The organism is Bacillus sp. IT-79MI2 (assembly GCF_949768135.1).
Classification (GTDB): domain Bacteria; phylum Bacillota; class Bacilli; order Bacillales; family Bacillaceae_G; genus Bacillus_A; species Bacillus_A pseudomycoides.
On record NZ_CATKPV010000128.1, the window covers coordinates 152,137 to 171,235 of the forward strand.

At 35.2% G+C, this 19,099-nt stretch carries 15 protein-coding genes, 1 tRNA gene and 1 pseudogene; 2 read left to right on the plus strand and 15 right to left on the minus strand.

Annotated elements, in window-relative coordinates:
* Window positions 1-14: 14 nt before the first annotated feature.
* A complete protein-coding gene (locus ACM6HU_RS27135) occupies window positions 15-146 on the minus strand; it encodes a hypothetical protein (RefSeq protein ID WP_257208405.1) in 132 nt (43 codons plus the stop codon).
* A gap of 40 nt (window positions 147-186) precedes the next feature.
* Between ACM6HU_RS27135 and ACM6HU_RS27140 the strand changes: the two genes are divergently transcribed.
* A complete protein-coding gene (locus tag ACM6HU_RS27140) occupies window positions 187-564 on the plus strand; it encodes a helix-turn-helix domain-containing protein (RefSeq protein ID WP_414848542.1) in 378 nt (125 codons plus the stop codon).
* Window positions 565-659: 95 nt separating this feature from the next.
* Here ACM6HU_RS27140 and ACM6HU_RS27145 read toward each other — a convergent pair whose 3' ends face one another.
* The gene (locus ACM6HU_RS27145) at window positions 660-827 is read right to left on the minus strand and encodes a hypothetical protein (RefSeq protein WP_180230687.1); all 168 of its coding nucleotides are present in this window, start codon (window positions 825-827) and stop codon (window positions 660-662) included.
* 122 nt (window positions 828-949) lie between these two features.
* On the opposite strand from ACM6HU_RS27145, the gene ACM6HU_RS27150 reads away from it, so the two are divergent.
* On the plus strand, window positions 950-2,497 hold the full coding sequence (locus ACM6HU_RS27150; protein WP_414848543.1) for a recombinase family protein: 1,548 nt from the start codon (window positions 950-952) through the stop codon (window positions 2,495-2,497).
* Window positions 2,498-2,625: 128 nt separating this feature from the next.
* On the opposite strand, the pseudogene ACM6HU_RS27155 reads toward ACM6HU_RS27150, so the two are convergent.
* From ACM6HU_RS27155 to ACM6HU_RS27215, 13 genes and pseudogenes are all read right to left on the minus strand, one after another.
* Window positions 2,626-2,724: pseudogene (locus ACM6HU_RS27155) on the minus strand (IS6 family transposase); the annotation flags it as partial.
* 178 nt (window positions 2,725-2,902) lie between these two features.
* On the minus strand, window positions 2,903-6,061 hold the full coding sequence (locus ACM6HU_RS27160) for a type I restriction endonuclease subunit R (RefSeq protein ID WP_414848544.1): 3,159 nt from the start codon (window positions 6,059-6,061) through the stop codon (window positions 2,903-2,905).
* A gap of 23 nt (window positions 6,062-6,084) precedes the next feature.
* Window positions 6,085-7,305, minus strand: a complete 1,221-nt coding sequence (locus ACM6HU_RS27165) for a restriction endonuclease subunit S (protein WP_414848545.1) — start codon at window positions 7,303-7,305, stop codon at window positions 6,085-6,087.
* Window positions 7,295-8,887 carry a type I restriction-modification system subunit M gene (locus ACM6HU_RS27170; RefSeq protein WP_414848546.1) on the minus strand — a complete coding sequence of 531 codons (1,593 nt, stop codon included), beginning with the start codon at window positions 8,885-8,887 and terminating at the stop codon, window positions 7,295-7,297. Before ACM6HU_RS27170 ends, ACM6HU_RS27165 begins: the two co-directional genes overlap by 11 nt.
* 22 nt (window positions 8,888-8,909) lie before the next feature.
* Window positions 8,910-9,476: a restriction endonuclease subunit S gene (locus tag ACM6HU_RS27175; RefSeq protein WP_414848547.1), complete on the minus strand. Its 567-nt coding sequence runs from the start codon at window positions 9,474-9,476 to the stop codon at window positions 8,910-8,912.
* A 553-nt stretch (window positions 9,477-10,029) separates the two neighbouring features.
* The gene (yhbH, locus tag ACM6HU_RS27180) at window positions 10,030-11,193 is read right to left on the minus strand and encodes a sporulation protein YhbH (protein WP_414848548.1); all 1,164 of its coding nucleotides are present in this window, start codon (window positions 11,191-11,193) and stop codon (window positions 10,030-10,032) included.
* A gap of 688 nt (window positions 11,194-11,881) precedes the next feature.
* On the minus strand, window positions 11,882-13,777 hold the full coding sequence (locus tag ACM6HU_RS27185) for a PrkA family serine protein kinase (RefSeq protein WP_016113019.1): 1,896 nt from the start codon (window positions 13,775-13,777) through the stop codon (window positions 11,882-11,884).
* A gap of 403 nt (window positions 13,778-14,180) precedes the next feature.
* Window positions 14,181-14,669 carry a tRNA (uridine(34)/cytosine(34)/5-carboxymethylaminomethyluridine(34)-2'-O)-methyltransferase TrmL gene (gene trmL, locus ACM6HU_RS27190; RefSeq protein WP_016113018.1) on the minus strand — a complete coding sequence of 163 codons (489 nt, stop codon included), beginning with the start codon at window positions 14,667-14,669 and terminating at the stop codon, window positions 14,181-14,183.
* A gap of 58 nt (window positions 14,670-14,727) precedes the next feature.
* Window positions 14,728-15,615, minus strand: a complete 888-nt coding sequence (locus ACM6HU_RS27195) for an amidase domain-containing protein (protein ID WP_016113017.1) — start codon at window positions 15,613-15,615, stop codon at window positions 14,728-14,730.
* A gap of 47 nt (window positions 15,616-15,662) precedes the next feature.
* On the minus strand, window positions 15,663-16,805 hold the full coding sequence (gene queG / locus ACM6HU_RS27200; RefSeq protein ID WP_016113016.1) for a tRNA epoxyqueuosine(34) reductase QueG: 1,143 nt from the start codon (window positions 16,803-16,805) through the stop codon (window positions 15,663-15,665).
* Between the two features lie 209 nt (window positions 16,806-17,014).
* Window positions 17,015-17,088: transfer RNA gene (locus ACM6HU_RS27205), tRNA-Gly, on the minus strand.
* A 111-nt stretch (window positions 17,089-17,199) separates the two neighbouring features.
* Complete coding sequence (locus ACM6HU_RS27210) at window positions 17,200-17,853, minus strand: DsbA family protein (RefSeq protein WP_016132538.1); 654 nt, start codon at window positions 17,851-17,853, stop codon at window positions 17,200-17,202.
* A 191-nt stretch (window positions 17,854-18,044) separates the two neighbouring features.
* Window positions 18,045-18,821: a transglycosylase domain-containing protein gene (locus tag ACM6HU_RS27215; protein WP_016113014.1), complete on the minus strand. Its 777-nt coding sequence runs from the start codon at window positions 18,819-18,821 to the stop codon at window positions 18,045-18,047.
* Between the last annotated feature and the right edge of the window lie 278 nt (window positions 18,822-19,099).

Genomic DNA, 19,099 nt, shown 5'->3' on the forward strand with positions numbered 1-19,099 from the left:
ATCAAAAATAGCGGCTAGTCCTTATTAATTGCTTTAACTAATTCTTTTTCAACAATCTTGATATACGCTTCAAACCATTTTTGAGCTGATTCTGGATCATGAACATAACTTACTGATGTAATTGTAATTTTCTTTCGCTTATTCATTTTATGTATTCCTTTCAATAAATCCGTGGAGGTTAATCTTATGATAAATGAAATTGGTAAACACATTCGTACACTACGTACTCAAAAAGGCATTGGACTAAACACCTTTGCAAAACAACTTGGTGTATCACCAGCTTATTTAAGTAATCTTGAGACAGGAAAGACGGATACCATTCAACTTTCCTTATTACAAAAGCTACAAGATGAGCTTCACCTCATTACAATAGATAATTCATCCTTAGCCCTAGATGAAACAAAATATAGAATTGCTCGCGCAAGCACCCTATTACATAACTTGATACAACAGGATAAAGCATTTGGATATTACTTATTAGAAACTTTAGAGAAAGGTATTGATTTATCTCAAGTTTCACCTTCTTTCCATAACAATGATCAAGATTATTATTTGCAAAACTAAAAAGGTTATTCATCATTAAAAACGGTTATTTATTTTAATGAATAATTTCAGCAAAAAAAGAAGAGCATATCTCTTAATGAAAGAGAATGCTCTTTTTACTTTTCATCTTCTTGACAACTTACTGCGGCTTCAACTATCGACTTTAACACTGGATTTCTCTTTTCCCATTCTTGTTGAAACCATTTTTTTTGTTCCTCTTTTTCCATCGATGCAAGTGGTGAATGGATAATAACTTTTGTATTACCAAACTGGAATTCTTTCATCATATCCCCCCTTGCACTATATGTATGCAATGCAAGGAAAAAGACGAACTATCATTTTCATAAGACAAGCTATCCATACATATTCATAACAATAATACTAGACAAGCTGGTAGGTGAAACGAATGTACCGTCCACAAGAACTCGACGTCTTCATCTATTTACGTAAAAGCCGAAAAGACATGGAAGAAGAAAAAAAGGCGATGGAACACGGACAACATTACGATACGCTTGAGCGTCATCGAACTCAGTTATTAGAACTCGCTCATAAAGAGCATCACAATATTATCGATATTTTCGAAGAAGTTGTTTCAGGTGAATATATATCTGAAAGACCTATGATGCAAAAACTTCTTCGTGAAGTGGAAACTGGGATTGCTGATGCAGTATTGGTGATGGATTTGGACCGCCTTGGTCGTGGTGATATGGTAGACCAAGGAACCATTTATCGTGTATTTCGCTATTCAGAAACATTCATTATTACACCAACAGAAGTCATTAACCCCAATGATGAAAATCAAGAGTTAACCTTCAGTATAAAATCTTTAATTGCTCGAGAAGAATTGAAAACAATTGTTAAGCGTATGCAGCGTGGTAGAAGGGCTTCTGCAAAAGAAGGAAAATCCATCTCTCGTGTTCCTCCTTATGGGTACTTACGAGATGATAATTTAAAACTTTATCCTGATCCTGAAAGAAGCTGGGTGATACCTAAAATTTTTGAATATATGGCTGATGGAATGGGAAGACAGGCAATTGCACAAAAACTAGATAGACTAGGAATTTCCCCACCTGAAGGTGAGTATTGGAATCCTTCAACTATCTCATCTATTATCAAAAATGAAGTATATCTTGGTCACATTATTTGGGGGAAAATACGTTATATTAAACAAAATGGAAAATATATTCGTAAAAAGGTATCAAAAGAAAGATGGCAACGACACAATCATGCTCACCCTTCGCTTGTATCGGAAGAACTATTTCAAAAAGCCAACATGGCACATAGTAAACGCTGGAGACCACCAACAACCAAAACAAAAAAACTTTCTAATCCATTGGCAGGCATCTTATTATGTGAACTGTGCGGTCATTCCATGCTTTATCAACCACGGAAAGATCGTCCCAATCCTCAAGTGCGTTGTGTACAACCATCTTGTAAAGGAATTCAAAAAGGTGCCTCTTTAGTACTTGTTGAACAGCGCATACTTGATGGCTTAAAACAAATTATCGAGAGCTTTGAGATACAAGAAAATATGGTACAAAAAAAGAAAAAAGAAAATAATATTCAGTTGCAGCAAAAAACTTTGGAAAAGAAAGAACAACAAGTTAACGATTTACAAAAGCAAAAAAGTAACCTTCATGATTTGTTAGAAAAGGGTGTATACGATATTGAGACTTTTTTAGAACGACAAAAATCCATTGTAATACGTTTAAAAACTACCCAAGAAGAAATTGAACAACTTGAACATGAATTTAAGCATGTTTTAGAAAAAGAAAGACATATACATGAGTTTGTTCCCAAAATTAAAAATGTATTAGAAGCATACCATGCGACTGAAGATATAGAAAAAAAAAACCGCCTTCTTAAGTCAGTACTTGAAAAGGCAACATATTTGAGAAAAAAAAGCTGGCAAAGAAAAGATGAATTTGTAGTGGAATTATATACTAAAATATAAGCATAAAAATCAACTCCATATAACAGTATTCATCCAAAATGCCCATTAATAGAGAAAGAAGATAACTACCTACTACATATAGTTAGCTTCTTTCTCTATTTATATTGATTTCGTTTTTTTTACCTATTCATCATTTCCACCAACTCACGAAAACTTAGGTTGTACCGCAGATACCATCTCACTGTTAACAAGATAATGTCAGGTTAATAATGTTTCCATTTGAACAAGTATGGGTTTTACATACTGATCATACCCCTTTTTTAGAGTAATAGGATCAATATGCCCAAGATTTAGAGATTACTTGCAATCCATTTAATCTTTTTGCACCAGAACCGTATAGGCCAACTACAGCTTCGTAGTTGGCCTATAACTATATAGATTTTCTTTCTTTATTTCAAAACGATTTTATCTCAACTCGTTATCCAAAGGTACAATGACTTCATCTAATGTCTTTCTCCACTGACGCTTCATTTCTGGTCCGTATTTCAATGGTTTTGCATCTGGATGTACGGCTTTATACTTATCAAATTGCTTGCTGTTGATGATTCCCCCAATATTCGGAATAGGATCCGTTCCTATCACATATTGAATCGCAGATGTATGTAGCTCATCTTCTTTCACAAACCAAGTACTCGCAAATTCTTCAATCGCCTTCTTACGTGTATTAGTGAAAAAGCGTCGTTTCACTCCAAGAATATCTTCCTCTGAATCTATTTCTTTGGTATCAATAGCATTTAAAATTGCATGGTACACGCCTTTAACAATTTCTGATTTCTTCAGTTTTTGAAGTGCTTTTTCGATATCATCACGGATATTCTGATTATTGGCTGAGTACGTTCCTAATAGTCGGTCAATATAGGTTGAGTCAATATCATAGATTTTAATTGCATTTTCTCCATAGAATTCAATGTCTGAGAAATCTGGACCCGGTCCATCCTGGCCCCCTTCATCTACTAGTGAACCCTTAACCGTGTTGTATACACCAATATATTCTTCTAAGGTATTCACCTGTTCTTGAAGTGCTGTTGATTTTTCCATATCATCGTTGTAATCATCATATGTAACTAAAGCTTCATAGGCATTGTTTAACTCCTGGAAAGCTTTCACAAATTCAATCCGGGTTTCAAAAGGTGAGTGCTCGTTAATATCGGTTGGATTTGGAACTAACGTTGTTAACGACTTGTGAGCCTTTTTAAAACGCTTCTTCGATTCATCGTAAGTTGGATAAACAAGATTAGACTCCTCTTTTGCTTCAGAATATACCCTCGTAGCTTCTTTTACGTTTTGTTCCATTGTCGCAGGTTTCCGGAATGTCACAATCAATCCTTTTGTCTTTCCTGGATAGGTACGATTGGTTCGAGAAAAGGCTTGAATCAAATTGGCATAACTTAAATTTCGATCCACAAATAACGTTTGAATCGTTGGTGCATCAAATCCAGTCAATAAGCGGTCTACAACAATGACTAAGTCAATTTGTTTTCCAAATTCTTTGAACTCTGCTTTCTTACGAGCTAAGCGATTGTTGATATCGCCATTATATCGTTCAATATCTTCTATCGACCAAGCAGTGCGATAATAACCGTTATAGTCCTTAATAATGTCTTTCATTTCATCTTGAATTTGTTTGGAATTATCCTCGTTTTCTTGTATCGAATAGGTGATAGCAATCCGCGGGAAATCTGGATCTTCAATCGTACGCCCTTTTCGAATCGGATATCCAGCAAATTCTTTCATCAACCATTCTGGATCTTTAGTCATTTCCTTAATCGCCTGATAGTAGCGTTTCGCCATATCAATAGAATTTGTTGTTAAAATGGCAGACTTTTGAGGACGACCGTTTTGGAAATCAAATTTTGTATAGGCATTATCTGGTCGGAAAATCTTACGAATGACTTTTTGAATATGAGTATCATCTTCGAAAGAGGATGGTTCAAGGTATGCTTCCTTTTCCATTCCATCCATTTGATCGATAATATCGTTAATTTCATCATCACTAAAATGAGCGTATTTTTCATTTTGGCGCAGTCGATCAAAAATATAATTATTAAAGGATGTTTGTTTAATCGTATCTTCGTGCTCTACTTGAAATCCTAAGACAGCCCCATCATCTAACGCATTCTTAATAGTATAGGTGTGCAAAACTTCTCCATATTGATCATGAGTGGTGCGAGCTAATCGACCTTTAGCTTGTTTCTTGTTTTCATCAAATATTGGCGTACCTGTAAATCCAAACCATGTAGAATTTGGGAAAAAGCCCTTAATCGCTTCCATCCCTTCTGCGCTTAAAGCACGATGGCATTCATCCACGACAAAGACAATATGTTGTCCCAGCAGTTTCTTAAAACGCTGTGTACCTTTTTGTTCCTCTTGTTTTTGGGCATAGCGCAAGGCAGCTTCTAATTTTTGACGTGTGGTAATAATCACTATATTGGAATTTGCATCAGATAGTAGAGTATTACTTAGCTCTTTCGCACTTCTAGTTCCAACAATTAAACTATTAGACTTGGCATTACCAGAAGAAATACCGGTATTAAACTCGGAAGCAAATTTAGTGAATTCAGTCGTAGTTTGATTGTCCAAGTCTTTTCGGTCAATGAGCATAATGGTACGATCTATACCTGGTTTGCGAGCTAATAACTTCGTAGAAACAAAACTTGTCAACGTTTTTCCTGAACCAGTCGCGTGCCAAACATATCCTGATTCATGTTTCATGGCAGATGTAAACAAAGCTTCAATCGCATGAATTTGATAAGGGTGTAGGACCATTAAGGCTTTGTTGTCTTGATCCTCACTCACAATTGTATAATTGGCAATCAAGCGATGTGCATCTGGAATATTTAAGGCTTGTTTCACAAATTCATAGAGATTTTCTACTTTTCGATTGTCTGTGGTCCGCCAGCTAAAGACAAATTTCTTATGCATGTCTTTTGGCATCGCATTGGCAAAATAGCGAGTCGTTTGTTCGTTGGAAATGACAAATAACTGAAGGGTAGAAAAAATATTATTTCTAAACATCCCTTCTTCTGCGTATTTCTTGATTTGATTATAGGCTTGGAATACGCCGTCTTTGGCACTTACCTGTTTCAATTCAATTTGAACAATTGGCAACCCATTGATTAAAAGTGTCACGTCAAATCGACGATCACGACCATCAACGTTTGCCTTTTGTTTTGCAATCTGATGAACGACTTCGTATGTAGAAATACCACCACCTATGTCCTGGTTTGAATATAGAACTAAGGACATTGAACCCATGGAAATATCCTCACGTTCAATCGTGATACGAGAAATTCCATTCTCTCCTTTGAGCCATTTCGCAGCATCAAATGGTGTTTGTGTTTTCAATAATAATTCTGTTTTAATGCTGTCAAATTCTTTATCAGAAATGGGGTGTTCCCCAATTTCTGATAAGTTATTTTGAGTGATCTTTTGACGTAAATTATTCCACAAGTCTTCTTCTGATTTTAAATCTGGGCGATAATTCCACTGATTATGTCCTTCCCCTAATACTTCAATCAGGCGACGTTCCACTTCAGCTTCAGCGTTATGTGGTATCTTTGTCATATTTCTCCCTCTCCCTATATTGCTTAGACAAACATTTTTTGTAAGAATGCTTTTTTTGTTTCTTTTAAGGCATCTAATTCGCGTTGATGAAGAGCAATCGTGTCGTCTAGTTGTTTGAAAAAGTTGCCGATTTTGATTTGCTCATCCTTACTAGAAGTGTAAGGGAACTTGATATTTTTGAAGTTTTCGAAAAATAAATACTCCCTTACACTCCCTTCAGTATTTCTTCTTACCTCATCAATAAAAAATTGCGATTTAATAAATTGTAGAATAAACTCATTATCTAGCTCTTCATTCATTTTTAATACTACATAAAGTGAGCTCACAATTACTGTTTTATTGAGGTTGTTAAATGCTATAGAGCCAACGTTAATTCTAGCTGGATTATATGCAAATTCATTCGGATTAACTAATTTATAAGATGTTTTATCAAGATCATCTAATCGACTTCCATCAAATTGTTCTGTTTGGCTAACTAATCCCAACTTGTTACTTACAGAATATGCCGGATAATTTTCACCCATTGTATTTTTCTTACCAGCCTTAGCGATAAAGTCTTGAAACTTACGCTGTTCCCAATCTCCAGTAAATCCTGGGAACCGAATCTCAGGCACGGACTCCCCTTCTTTGGGAAACATTTTTTGCAAGAATCCCTGTTTTGTTTGTTTGAGGGTGGTTAGTTCTTGTTGATGAAGAGTGATCGTGTCGTCTAGTTGTTTGAAAAAGTTACCGATTTTCTCTTGTTCTTCAATTGAAGGAATCGGAATAGGCATTTCACGAAATAAAGAATCCTTGATAGCAAACCTGTCTGATCGTGCACCGGAATCTCCATTCAATTTCATGAATATATGCCAACTATTAGATGAGAAATATTTTTCTAAATATGTTTTATCAATGTCACGTGTACGGAAAACATAATAAAGAGGCGACATTACGCCAGTTCTGCCTAACTTATTTCGCTTAATTGGACCTACTGGAGCGAGATTAGAAATCCTTGGATTGTAAACAAAATCATCTGGACGAACGACATAATAACCATCTAAATTCTTTTCGTTTGAAATATCCTTATCAAAAAAATCACGTTGATTGATGATTCCAAACTCTGCTGAATTCGTCAGAGTTTCAGAATAGATATTATTTTTATTCTTCTCAGTTACTTTTTCTGAAATCTCGCCTAACTTACGCTGTTCCCAATCTCCAGTAAACCCTGAAAAACGAATTTTTGGTGTATGGTTATTTTTCACGATTAAACACCTCTAATGCACCCTTGATCCATTCTGCGTTTTCTTCATCAAATTGTAGTGAAGAAATCATGTCATGTAGGCTAGATTCTAATTCAGCTTTTTCTTTACGAATGTTTTTGATAGTTGAGCCCACTGATGCCATATCAACAGGCGCTTCTTCTTCAAAGGTATCTACGTATCGAGGGATGTTCAAATTGAAATCATTCTCTTTGATTTCATCAAAGGTAGCAACGTGGGCATACTTCTCCACATCTTCTCGCTTCTTATACGCTTCGACGATTTTATCAATATTTTCTTTGGAAAGTTTATTTTGATTCTTTCCTTTCGTAAACTCATTACTTGCATCAATAAATAACACGTCACGAGTGGTGCGGTTTTTCTTCAAGATGATGACTGTTGTTGGAATTGATGTCCCAAAGAATAAGTTTGCTGGCATACCAATAACAGCATCAATACTGCCATCTTCTAATAATTTCTTACGAATCACACCTTCCGCAGCTCCACGGAATAGTACCCCATGCGGTAAGACGATTGCCATTGTTCCCGAATCTTTCAAATGATAGAATCCATGTAAGAGAAAAGCAAAGTCCGCTTTTGATTTTGGCGCTAACTTCCCGTAACGGTTGAAACGAGAATCATCTAAGAACGTATCATCTGAAGACCAATTAGCTGAGTAAGGTGGATTCATTAGGACAGAATCAAAGGTATAAGGCTCATCTGTCGGCCAATCTTTATTCAATGTATCCCCATTGCGTAAACGCATATCTTCTTTATCAACACCATGCAAGATCAAGTTCATCTTCGCTAGATTATAGGTCGTTGTATTTAGTTCTTGCCCATGATATTTTACATTGTCTGGATGGTTAATATAGTTTCGAATATTCAGCATCAAGGAACCAGATCCCATGGTTGGGTCAAATACACTAAACAATTTTTTGTCTTCTTGACCAATTGCGGCAATACGAGCCATCATGTCAGATACTTCATGAGGTGTATAGAATTCTCCAGCTTTCTTACCAGCTTCTGAGGCAAATTGACCAATCAAAAACTCATAGGCATCCCCAATGACATCGCCATTATGTCCCAGCACATCGACGTCATTTAGTTTCTTCAAGACTTCTGTAATGGTAATGTTTCGTTGTGGATCATCTGATCCCAGCTTTTTTGATTTCAAATCCACATCATCAAACAATCCATTAAATTGATTATATTTCGTAGACAAGTTAATAAAGGCTTTAATCAAGTCACTCAACTGAAACGTGTTTTGTTTAGCTTGATTGGTTAATACATTGAATAAATACTCTGGTTCAATATCATAGCCCAATGTATCCACTAACGTTTCAATCAAGTCATTTTTTATATCTTCATCTGCTAATGATTCTCTATACAATTGAGTTTGTTTTTCTTGTGTATTGTATTCTTCTAGTGATTCATCTGCTATTTCAACTACTTTTTCTAATAACTTATCAGATAAGTACTTGTAAAAGATCAATCCTAATAAATAGTTTTTATATTCTGATGCATCCATCTTGCTTCGCAAGTTGTCTGCGGCACTAAATAATTTTGAGTTTAATTCAGCCATGTTGCGTTCCTCACTTTTTCTATTATTGGTCTAATTGCTTCAATGCTTTTAAATAAAGTTGCTCTTCAAGTTCTGCTTGTTTCTTTGCCAAAGCTTGACGCTTCCTCAAAAAGAAATAAGCTTTTCCAATCGTCCGTTGTTTCTCAATACTTGGTAACTTGATTTCCAACTCTTTTAAAATCGCTGGAGTTAATTTTGGTACAGTACTTCCTTGCATAGAAATTGCCATTTGCTTTTTCATTGAGTATGATTCATTCAACGCATAACATAAATAGCTACTATCCAAATGATCATGTTCAATAATGAGTTTCGCAAAGTTTTGGTTTATGATCTTCCCTTGATTTAAGTCACTGACTATCCCAGCTTTGGAACTAACAAAGCTGAAAACAACATCTCCGGCACTGCTCAAATAGCTGTCTTTATGATTTGAATTTCCACTATAAGAACTAGCTTGTGAGTCTAGAAATGATCCCTCTAAATCATTCATTAAATCCTCGTACGAATAAGCAACTAAAGTCAGATCATTTTTCTCGTTTCCTCTAGAAAGGTTTCTTCCTATTCTAACCGTTACGATATCTTCAAGTTTCATATCCCGCCCTCTTCGAAAAAAGTATTTCTTTAGAATTACTTAATTACCATTGCGATTAAATCGTATCACTCTGAAAATACTCCGTCAACAATTCTAGTAAGTTGAGAAAAAGACGAACAAACTTACACATAGGAAATCCTTTTCACAAAAGAATATAGAAATAACTTATCAATATTTGACAAGGAATCGTAAAAATAATAAAAAACAATAAATAAACCTAAACACTATGTGAATACAAGTGTTTAGGTCTTTTTTTGAATTTCACTATAATAACACCCCTTTAGATAAACAGATCCAAAGAGGAAAAACACCGCAACTTTTTATAAACTTCGTGGCTTTATTTAAAAACAACACTTACAAAATATCGAAAAGTTGTATGGTACTAATATCTTGTCCGGATAAGTCGCATGGCATATATAAAAATAAAAAAAGAACGGTTCTCCGTCCTTAATAAACCTGTTTATCTTAGTTTCATTCCCTATTAATGGGCAGCAAGCCCCACACTGATAAAAGTTTCACTTTATCGCTTCTCTATTTCTAAGAGATTTACTTTTTAATTTTCTTTTGAGAAAAATGTTTTCAGGCAGTCAAAAACAGCCTTCTTATTCTTCAATATATAATACCTAAACTTCTCATCCTCAATGTTTTTATAAACCGAAAAAAGGGTAGATGATGAACGATTGTACTGATTTACTTCCCCATACCCAAACATATTACATACCTTCATCAATTCTTGCACAAGCTTCACACACCGAGCATTATCTGATGTTAAGTTATCTCCATCTGAAAAATGAAATGGATAAATATTATAGCGTTCCGGTGAATACTTGCCATCTATAAGCTCAAGTGCTTTTCTATAAACAGAGGAACAGATTGTTCCACCACTTTCTCCTTTTGAGAAAAACTCTTCTTCTGTCACGACCTTCGCTTCTGTGTGATGCGCAATAAACTCTATATCTACCGTTTCGTACTTTGTACGTAAGAATCTTGTCATCCAAAAGAAGAAACTACGCGCCATATACTTCTCCCAAATCCCCATAGATCCACTCGTATCCATCATTGCTAATACGACAGCTTTGGAATCTGGCTTCAACACTTCATTCCATGTTCGGAACTTCAAATCTTCTTGACGAATTGGATGAAAAGCGGGCTTTCCATTCATCGCATTTCGTTTATAAGCTGATATCATCGTCCGTTTTTTATCAATATTTCCCCATAATCCTGTTTTTCTAATGTCATTAAATTCAATATGTTCAATACGATTTTCATCCATTTCTTTCCGCTTTAAATTAGGTAGCTCTAGCTCTTTAAAAAATACTTGCTCTAATTCTAAAATTGATACTTCTGCTTCATAATAATCTTCTCCAGCTGTATCCCCTGCACCTTGCCCTTTTCCTGGTCCTTTTTGCTTTTGACCACCTGACCCATCTCTTGCAACCACATCGCCAACTTTACTATCACCAGTTCCTTGCCCAACATGTTTATTCTTATCGTAGTTATATCTAATTTTATATTCATCTAAAGACCGAATTGGTATTTTTACAACGTCCCTACCATTAGACATCACGATATTTTCTTCTGTCACAAGGTCTGGTAAGTTATTCTTAATTGCCTCTTGCACCTTTTCTTGATGGCGTTTTTGATCGTCATGTCCTTTGCGATGGAGGGACCAGTTTTCCTGTGAAATTGTATAATTTGGTTGATTTTCTTCGCCCATCTTTTTCCCTCCTTACTGTAATTTTCCTTATTTTCTCTAATAAACAGTAATATACGAATTTGAGGTTATGATGTAGCAACAAGAATCGTTAAAAAGTATCTGTTCATTAGAACTTACTTTTTCCATAATCATAAGGCACCCATAGCTTTTTTACGTATTGCTCCGAACTTCCTTAACAAAAACTTTGACATTCACTTTAAATTGAAATTTCTTTAGCTGATAAGAAAGAAACACAATTCATTGTTGCACACTTTTCCACTCTGCAACATATTGTATTGTGTTGGCTTTTTCTATATGAATGGTTGGTTACTCTATCATATGCGTATTGTAAAAATAATTGACAATAAATTCATGAAATTGCACCTTAATTTATTATGTTTGGACAAGTCCATACATAAAACGAGGCGTTCACTAGTAAAATCCCATTACTTCAATTAGATATATAAATTCACTTTAGGATTTCGACATATAAGTCGCTCACGCGAAGAAGAAAAGGTGAATTCACTCGTTTTCTCTTTCTGTTCTTACTTGGCATGGGACAGGCAAAGGATTTGACCACTTCTATGCTTGGCTGAATCCTCGCTCCCAACTAAAAAGAATAGGGGTTATGGCGTTTTTTTAGCCTAAATTTACATAGATACAAAAACGCTGCCTCTGCTTTCATTAGAGACAGCGTTTTATTATCAAGCTATCGATTCAACAAGCTACCTACATAGCGAAGCAATTCATTTGCTGATGAAGAATTATAGCCATGTTCATCGATTAAGCGTGCTACAACATCATTAATTTTCTTCAGCTGATTTTCATCTGGTGTTTTCGTGGATGTTGTAATTTTCACAATATCTTTCAAATCAGCAAATAATTTTTTCTGGATTGCTTCGCGAAGGCGTTCATGTGAGTTATAATCAAAACGTTTTCCTTTACGAGCATAAGCAGAAATGCGTATTAAAATTTCTTCTCGGAACGCTTTCTTTGCATTTTCTGAAATACCAATTTGCTCTTCAATAGAACGCATCAGCTTTTCATCTGGACTCATTTCTTCACCTGTTAATGGATCACGTAATTTTGATTTATTGCAATATGCCTCAACGTTATCTAAGTAATTATCCATAAGCGTCTTAGCTGATTCTTCATACGAATACACGAATGCTTTTTGTACTTCTTTCTTGGCAATTTCATCGTACTCTTTCCGTGCTAATGAAATGAAATTCATATAGCGCTCCCGATCTTCATTACTAATAGATGGATGTTGATCTAACCCATCTTTTAATGAACGTAACACATCAAGCGCATTAATCGATGGTACTTCTTTTCTAATAATAGTAGAAGAAATACGGTTAATGACATAACGCGGATCAATACCACTCATACCTTCATCCTGATATTCACGCTGCAATTCCTCTACATCAATTGCATTGTAACCTTCTACCATTTCTCCGTCATACAAACGCATCTTTTTAATTAAATCAATATCCGGGCGCTTCGGATCCTTCAAGCGTGTTAAAATCGTGAACATTGCTGCGACGCGAAGTGTGTGCGGTGCAATGTGTACATTGGCAACATCGCTTTCATGAATCATCTTTTCATAAATATGTTCTTCTTCACTCACTCGTAAATTATATGGAACCGGCATTACAATAATCCTTGAATGTAACGCCTCATTCTTCTTGTTAGAAATAAAGGAGCGATACTCTGTTTCATTCGTATGGGCTACAATTAATTCATCTGCTGAAATAAGTGCAAATCTCCCCGCTTTGAAATTCCCCTCTTGTGTAAGAGATAATAGATGCCATAAAAATTTCTCATCACATTTTAACATCTCTTGAAATTCCATCATACCACGGTTTGCTTTATTTAACTCTCCATCAAAACGGTATGCACGTGGATCTGACTCTGAACCATATTCTGCAATTGTAGAAAAATCAATACTCCCTGTTAAATCTGCAATATCCTGTGATTTTGGATCTGAAGGACTAAATGTACCAATTCCTGTCCGGCGATCTTCCGAGAAAAAAATACGTTCTACAATTACATCTTCAATTCTTCCACCATATTCTTTTTCTAAACGCATCACATTTAATGGTGACAAATTCCCTTCAATTCTTACGCTATATTCATCGTAGAAGTCATCACGTAAATGATGTGGTATTAAATGAAGAGGATCTTCATGCATCGGACAACCTTTTATCGCAAAAATAGCTCCTCGATCTGTACGCGAGTATGTCTCTAATCCCCGTTTTAACATAGTGACTAACGTTGATTTCCCACCACTCACTGGTCCCATTAATAATAAAATCCGTTTTCTAACATCTAAACGTTTCGCAGACGGATGAAAATATTCTTCTACAAGGCGCTCTAATGCTTCTTCTAATCCAAATAGCCGATTGCTAAAAAAATTATATTTTTTTCTCCCCTCTACTTCTTCAATGCCAGCATCTTTAATCATATTGTAAATGCGAGAGTGTGCAGTTTGAGCCACCCATGGTCGTTCTTTAACAAGCTCCAAATATTCCGCAAACGTACCTTCCCATTGTAAACGTTCTTCTGCTTCTCGATGCTGTTCAATTTTCTTTAGAATATCCATTATAGCTCCTCCCCCATCTCCTTGTTCAATCGGATTATTATAAAAGGTATGCGAGGATGTCCTTAAACATTCTTTAAATCAAAATGAAATCTTCTACAAACATTATAAATTTTATCCCAAAGTTAAAAGAAAATTCGGTATAATGAAAATACCGGGGAACTTGTTCTCCATTCTTACAGGATATATCTTCTTTACTTCCATAGAATCTACATAAACTTCAGATCAAAATTATTTTAAATAAAATATGAAGAAGGAGGTCCCACATGAAATTATTATTAATTTTAGGTGTCTCACTTACATTTCTTACTGCAATTTTCACTTCAGGATATAATGATAAACCAGGTACAAACAAAAAGTGATGGGCCTAAGCCCATCACTTTTTGTTTGCTATTACATTTAAATTTTAATATACAATCTCTAAATCTAAACCTGGATAATTTTGTTGGCGGAATGCCTCATAAATTAAAAGCGCTGCTGTATTGGATAAATTTAAAGAACGTACTTTGTCAGTCATTGGAATACGTAAACAATGATCGAAGTTTTCTTCAATTACGTTTGCTGGCAATCCGTTTGTTTCTCTTCCAAATACAAAATAATAATCTTTCTCTACCTTACTATAATCAAACGCTGTATGTGCTTTTTCACCATACTTTGTTAAATAGAAGAATTCACCGTCTTTATTTTTTTCATAAAACTCTTCAATCGAATCATAATACGTAATTTTTACGTGCTGCCAGTAGTCAAGACCGGCACGTTTTAACATTTTATCATCCGTTGAAAATCCAAGTGGTCGAATTAAATGTAATTCTGTTCCAGTGGCTGCACAAGTACGTGCAATGTTCCCTGTATTTGCTGGAATTTCTGGTTGATATAAAACAACATGTACTCCCACGTTATATTCACCTCAATCTTTTGTCTACTACGTATTATACCACTTGAGTGAAAAATCTCTACCCATTAATAATATGAAAAAATTTATATTTCATTTGTGGTGTATATTTACTGGAATCTTCATAATTCCAATAACGCCTGCGGCTATTAGCAGAATGGGCATTTACAAGCGGCATGCCGTCCGCATCTTTGGCTACAACTATTGTTGTATGATTCCATCTACCATCATCTTCAAAATCATAAACAATTACATCACCAAGTAGAAGGTCTTCCGGATTTTCTACCGCTTTAGCACGAAGTCCTGTTGTAGCCCCTGATAAATACCAATAAAATGAATGAGCAACTGCCCAGCTCCAGCTCCACTGATTCTCCCTTTGCCACCATCCTTTACGAATGTTAGGATACCCAGTCATTGGTGTTTCACCAATATGCAGACACTGTGAAATAAAATTCGTACAATTATCAGGAAAATTACGATACGCCGGGTTTCGATCATCCCACCAACGCTCCGCATATTTGACAGCTTCTAAGCGATTATATTGATACGAATCATACTTTCCTTTCGTTATCTCACGCTCTAACATTTCCCCTTGGACCTTTTCTTCTTTCACTGTAATATCTTTATCTTCTACAATACGCCCATCTTTCAGATAAACACGCCGTTCTAATTGTTCTTCTTCCATGTAGAATAATTCATGATGATGAACTAAATATTTCAAATGAACTTGATAATCTACTTCTTGATATTGCTTACTATTCCATTGTCTTATAAAAGATACGTCTGCTGTTGCCTTTACAATTTCAGCATCACGTTTTTGAAACAAATTTCTTTTTCGCTGTAATACTTGTAGTAAATCAGCAGGAATCTTATCGACACCTACACGTTTATTTGTAATATACGCTAAAAATTGTTGCATCTGTTGTTCAAGCTGTTTCTTTACCAACATAGGCCTCTCCCCCCCATATTACACAATATGAAAAAAAGAGGTATTATCTACTGTTTTTTCTCAGCTAACATTTCAAGACCACGATTCATTTCATGAAGAACTTCTTCATCCTTTTCACGTTCCATCGCCTTTTCAATCGCTTCTCCTACACCTTCACCACCAATTTTCCCTAGAGCCCATGCTGCTGTCCCACGAATTACGGGTCTTGGATCATCTTTCATAACACTAATTAAATCCGGAGTTGCTGTGGTTTCCTTGAAATGAGCAAGGGCTAAAATTGCATTTCGTTGCAATGGTTTTTTCCCGCGCCATGACCCCGACATAATACCGTATTTTTCTTTGAAATCTCGGTTACTTATCGTTAATAATGGCGTTAACAGTGGTTTCACAAGCTCTGGATCGGGTTCCATTTCTGGATGATTATGAAAATCCTTCCCTCTGTTCTTTGGACAAACTGTTTGGCACGTATCACATCCGTAAATACGGTTTCCAATTTTATCCCGATATTCTTCTGGAAGAAATCCTTTTGTTTGTGTTAAAAAAGCAATACATTTTTTTGAATCTAATTGTCCTCCTTGTACAAGTGCACCAGTTGGACAAATATCAATACACTTTGTACAGCTTCCGCACTGGTCTTCTATTGGTTGATCCGGTGGGAATGGTACATTCGTAATCATTTCTCCTAAATACACATAAGAGCCAAATTCTGGCGTAATAATGGAACAGTTTTTACCACTCCATCCAATACCAGCACGCTCTGAAACAGCACGATCACTCAATTCTCCCGTATCTACCATTGATTTCACTTCTATATCAGGAAGCTTCTCAATTAAATACGCCTCTAATTTTTGCAAGCGATCCCGCAAAACAAGATGATAATCTTGTCCCCAAGATGCCCGGCAAAAAATACCACGTCTTTCTCCTCGTTTACTTAACGGTGCATTTTTCAACTTTGATGGATACGCTAATGCAATTGCAATAATTGATTTTGCTCCCGGCAATAGTAACTGTGGATTTGTTCTTTTTTCAATATCAGGTTCTTCAAAACCAGACTGATAATTTAATTGTTGCTGCTGAATTAAACGCTGTTTTAATTCTTCAAATGGTGAGGCACTCGCAAAGCCTATTTTATCTATTCCAATTGTTTTACTATACGCTATAACATCTTGCTTTAATTGCTCAAAATTCATGCTTTGCCTCCTTCTACGATGAATACATATCCTCATCAAACAAGTAATCACCTACTGATGGTTAGCAATCCACTTCGTAATCATAGTCCTTAATTCTATTTTCGCATAAAATCTTCATTTCCAAACATTAAAAAACGCAATGCCTCGTTTATCCTAGAAACGAAACACTGCGTTGATCACAATTTATTATGAGAATATGAAATAATATCTGGAGCGGGTGAAGAGAATCGAACTCTCGACCAGAGCTTGGAAGGCTCTTGTTTTACCACTAAACTACACCCGCAAATATGAAAAAACATAAGATATTGAAATAACTTATGTAAAATAGTATAGCATGTAATAAAAGCCCAAGCAATAATTTTATCGAAAAAAGTCGAAAAGTGATGAATAATCATCACTTTTTCAATTCTTTATCGATTGCCTTTTTCATACTATCATAATCAGGATTTGAAAGATTCCCATTTACATATACTGAAGGAGCACCTTGTACTTTTAATTTTTGTGCACGATCGTAATCCTTACGTACTTTGTCTTGGGTTTCTTTGCTATGTAAATCTTTTTTAAACTGTTCTATATTAACTTTCGGAAGTTTTTCCTTCACTATATTAAGAAGCAGTTCTTCTGTAATCCATTCTTCAGTATCTTTCTTCTGAATTTGATAAATTTCATCATAAAATGTCCAGAAAGATTCTGAGTCTTGTTTATAAATCGCTTCACCAGCCGCTGCACCTAAATTAGAATCTTTTCCAACAAACGGAAAATTAATGAAATAAAACTGGACTTTCCCTTTATTAATATACTCCTCTTTTAAACGAGGTAATACTGTCGTATCCCAAGTTCGACAAGCTGGACATTTAAAATCCCCAAATTCAACAACCTTAACGGGTGCATCTTCCTTACCTAAAGATTGCTGCGTGGAATAAGCAAACATTTCATTCCCTTTATCTTTTTTGTCATTTATGATACTGTACGCAACTGTTCCAATTACAATTAACACTGCAATAGAAAAAACAATACCAAGAGCCATGATTTTATTTGATGATTTCATATACATTCCTCTTTAAATTCATATTCTGTATACATTGTTGTACACATTACACATGATATCAATACTTTTATACATCATGCAATGAACACGCTCACATAATTTCCGAAAACACAACAAATGTGTCAATATTGTGTCTCTTCTTTGGCAGTCTTATTCAAAAAAAAGTGAAGTTCCCCTATGGAACTTCACTTTTAACTTACCGCTTTTTCACGAGCTACTTTTTGCAATGAATGCTGAGTTAAAATGTCATGACGAATTACTAATTTTTCACTAATTGCTTGCACATATTCATCATGACTAATATATCCTTCTCGTTCCATTAATTTCAAAACAACATTTCGTCTTTCTACTGCTTTGTCATAATTTTGAGCAGGAGAATAATAAGCAGGAGCTTTCACAACAGCAGCCATCATTGCACTCTCACTTAATGTTAATTGATTTACCGTTTTGCCAAAGTATAGCTTGGATGCTTTTTCAATCCCCCATGCACCTTCTCCGTAATAAATATTGCTTACATATAATTTCAAAATCTCACCTTTAGTAAATGTTCGCTCAATTTTTTTTGTATAAAAAACTTCTTTCCATTTACGAGAAAATGTACGTTCATTAGATAAAAAAGCATTTTTGGAAAGCTGCTGTGTAATTGTACTTCCGCCCTGTACAATACCACCAGCTTTTATATTTTCAATAGAAGCTCGAACAATTGCTATATAGTCTAAGCCGTTATGGTGATAAAACCTTTTATCTTCTGTCGCAATAAATGCGTGAGCCAGAGATTCTGGTACCTCTAATTTAGCAGGTACATGTAGCTTACTAATATCACTTCTTTCAATCATTACATTTCCTATGAATAATAATGTACAACTAAGTAGTAATAATAAAATAATAGCTTTATAAAGAAACTTTGTAATTGGATTGAATGAAACTTTTTGATGATAGTTAACTTTAGATAGTACTCGTTCTTTCATTATGCACACCTCTTTTCCTTACAACCATATAATCTTTACATTAAGAATACTGTTTCTCAAAGCAATCCCCAATTGATTTCTCTTACACTTACCTTACAATGTTGTAAGCTATAAAATACATATTCTAGCAGAAAAAGTAGCAAACTTCTATATACATTCAACTTAAAAAATGACATAATCCTCTTCTTTTTAGTTGGGAGAGAGAATCTGATCATGTATAGAAGCGGTCAGTACTTTTTTTATCCCCATGTCACGTGCAAACAAAGAGAGTTTGTTTG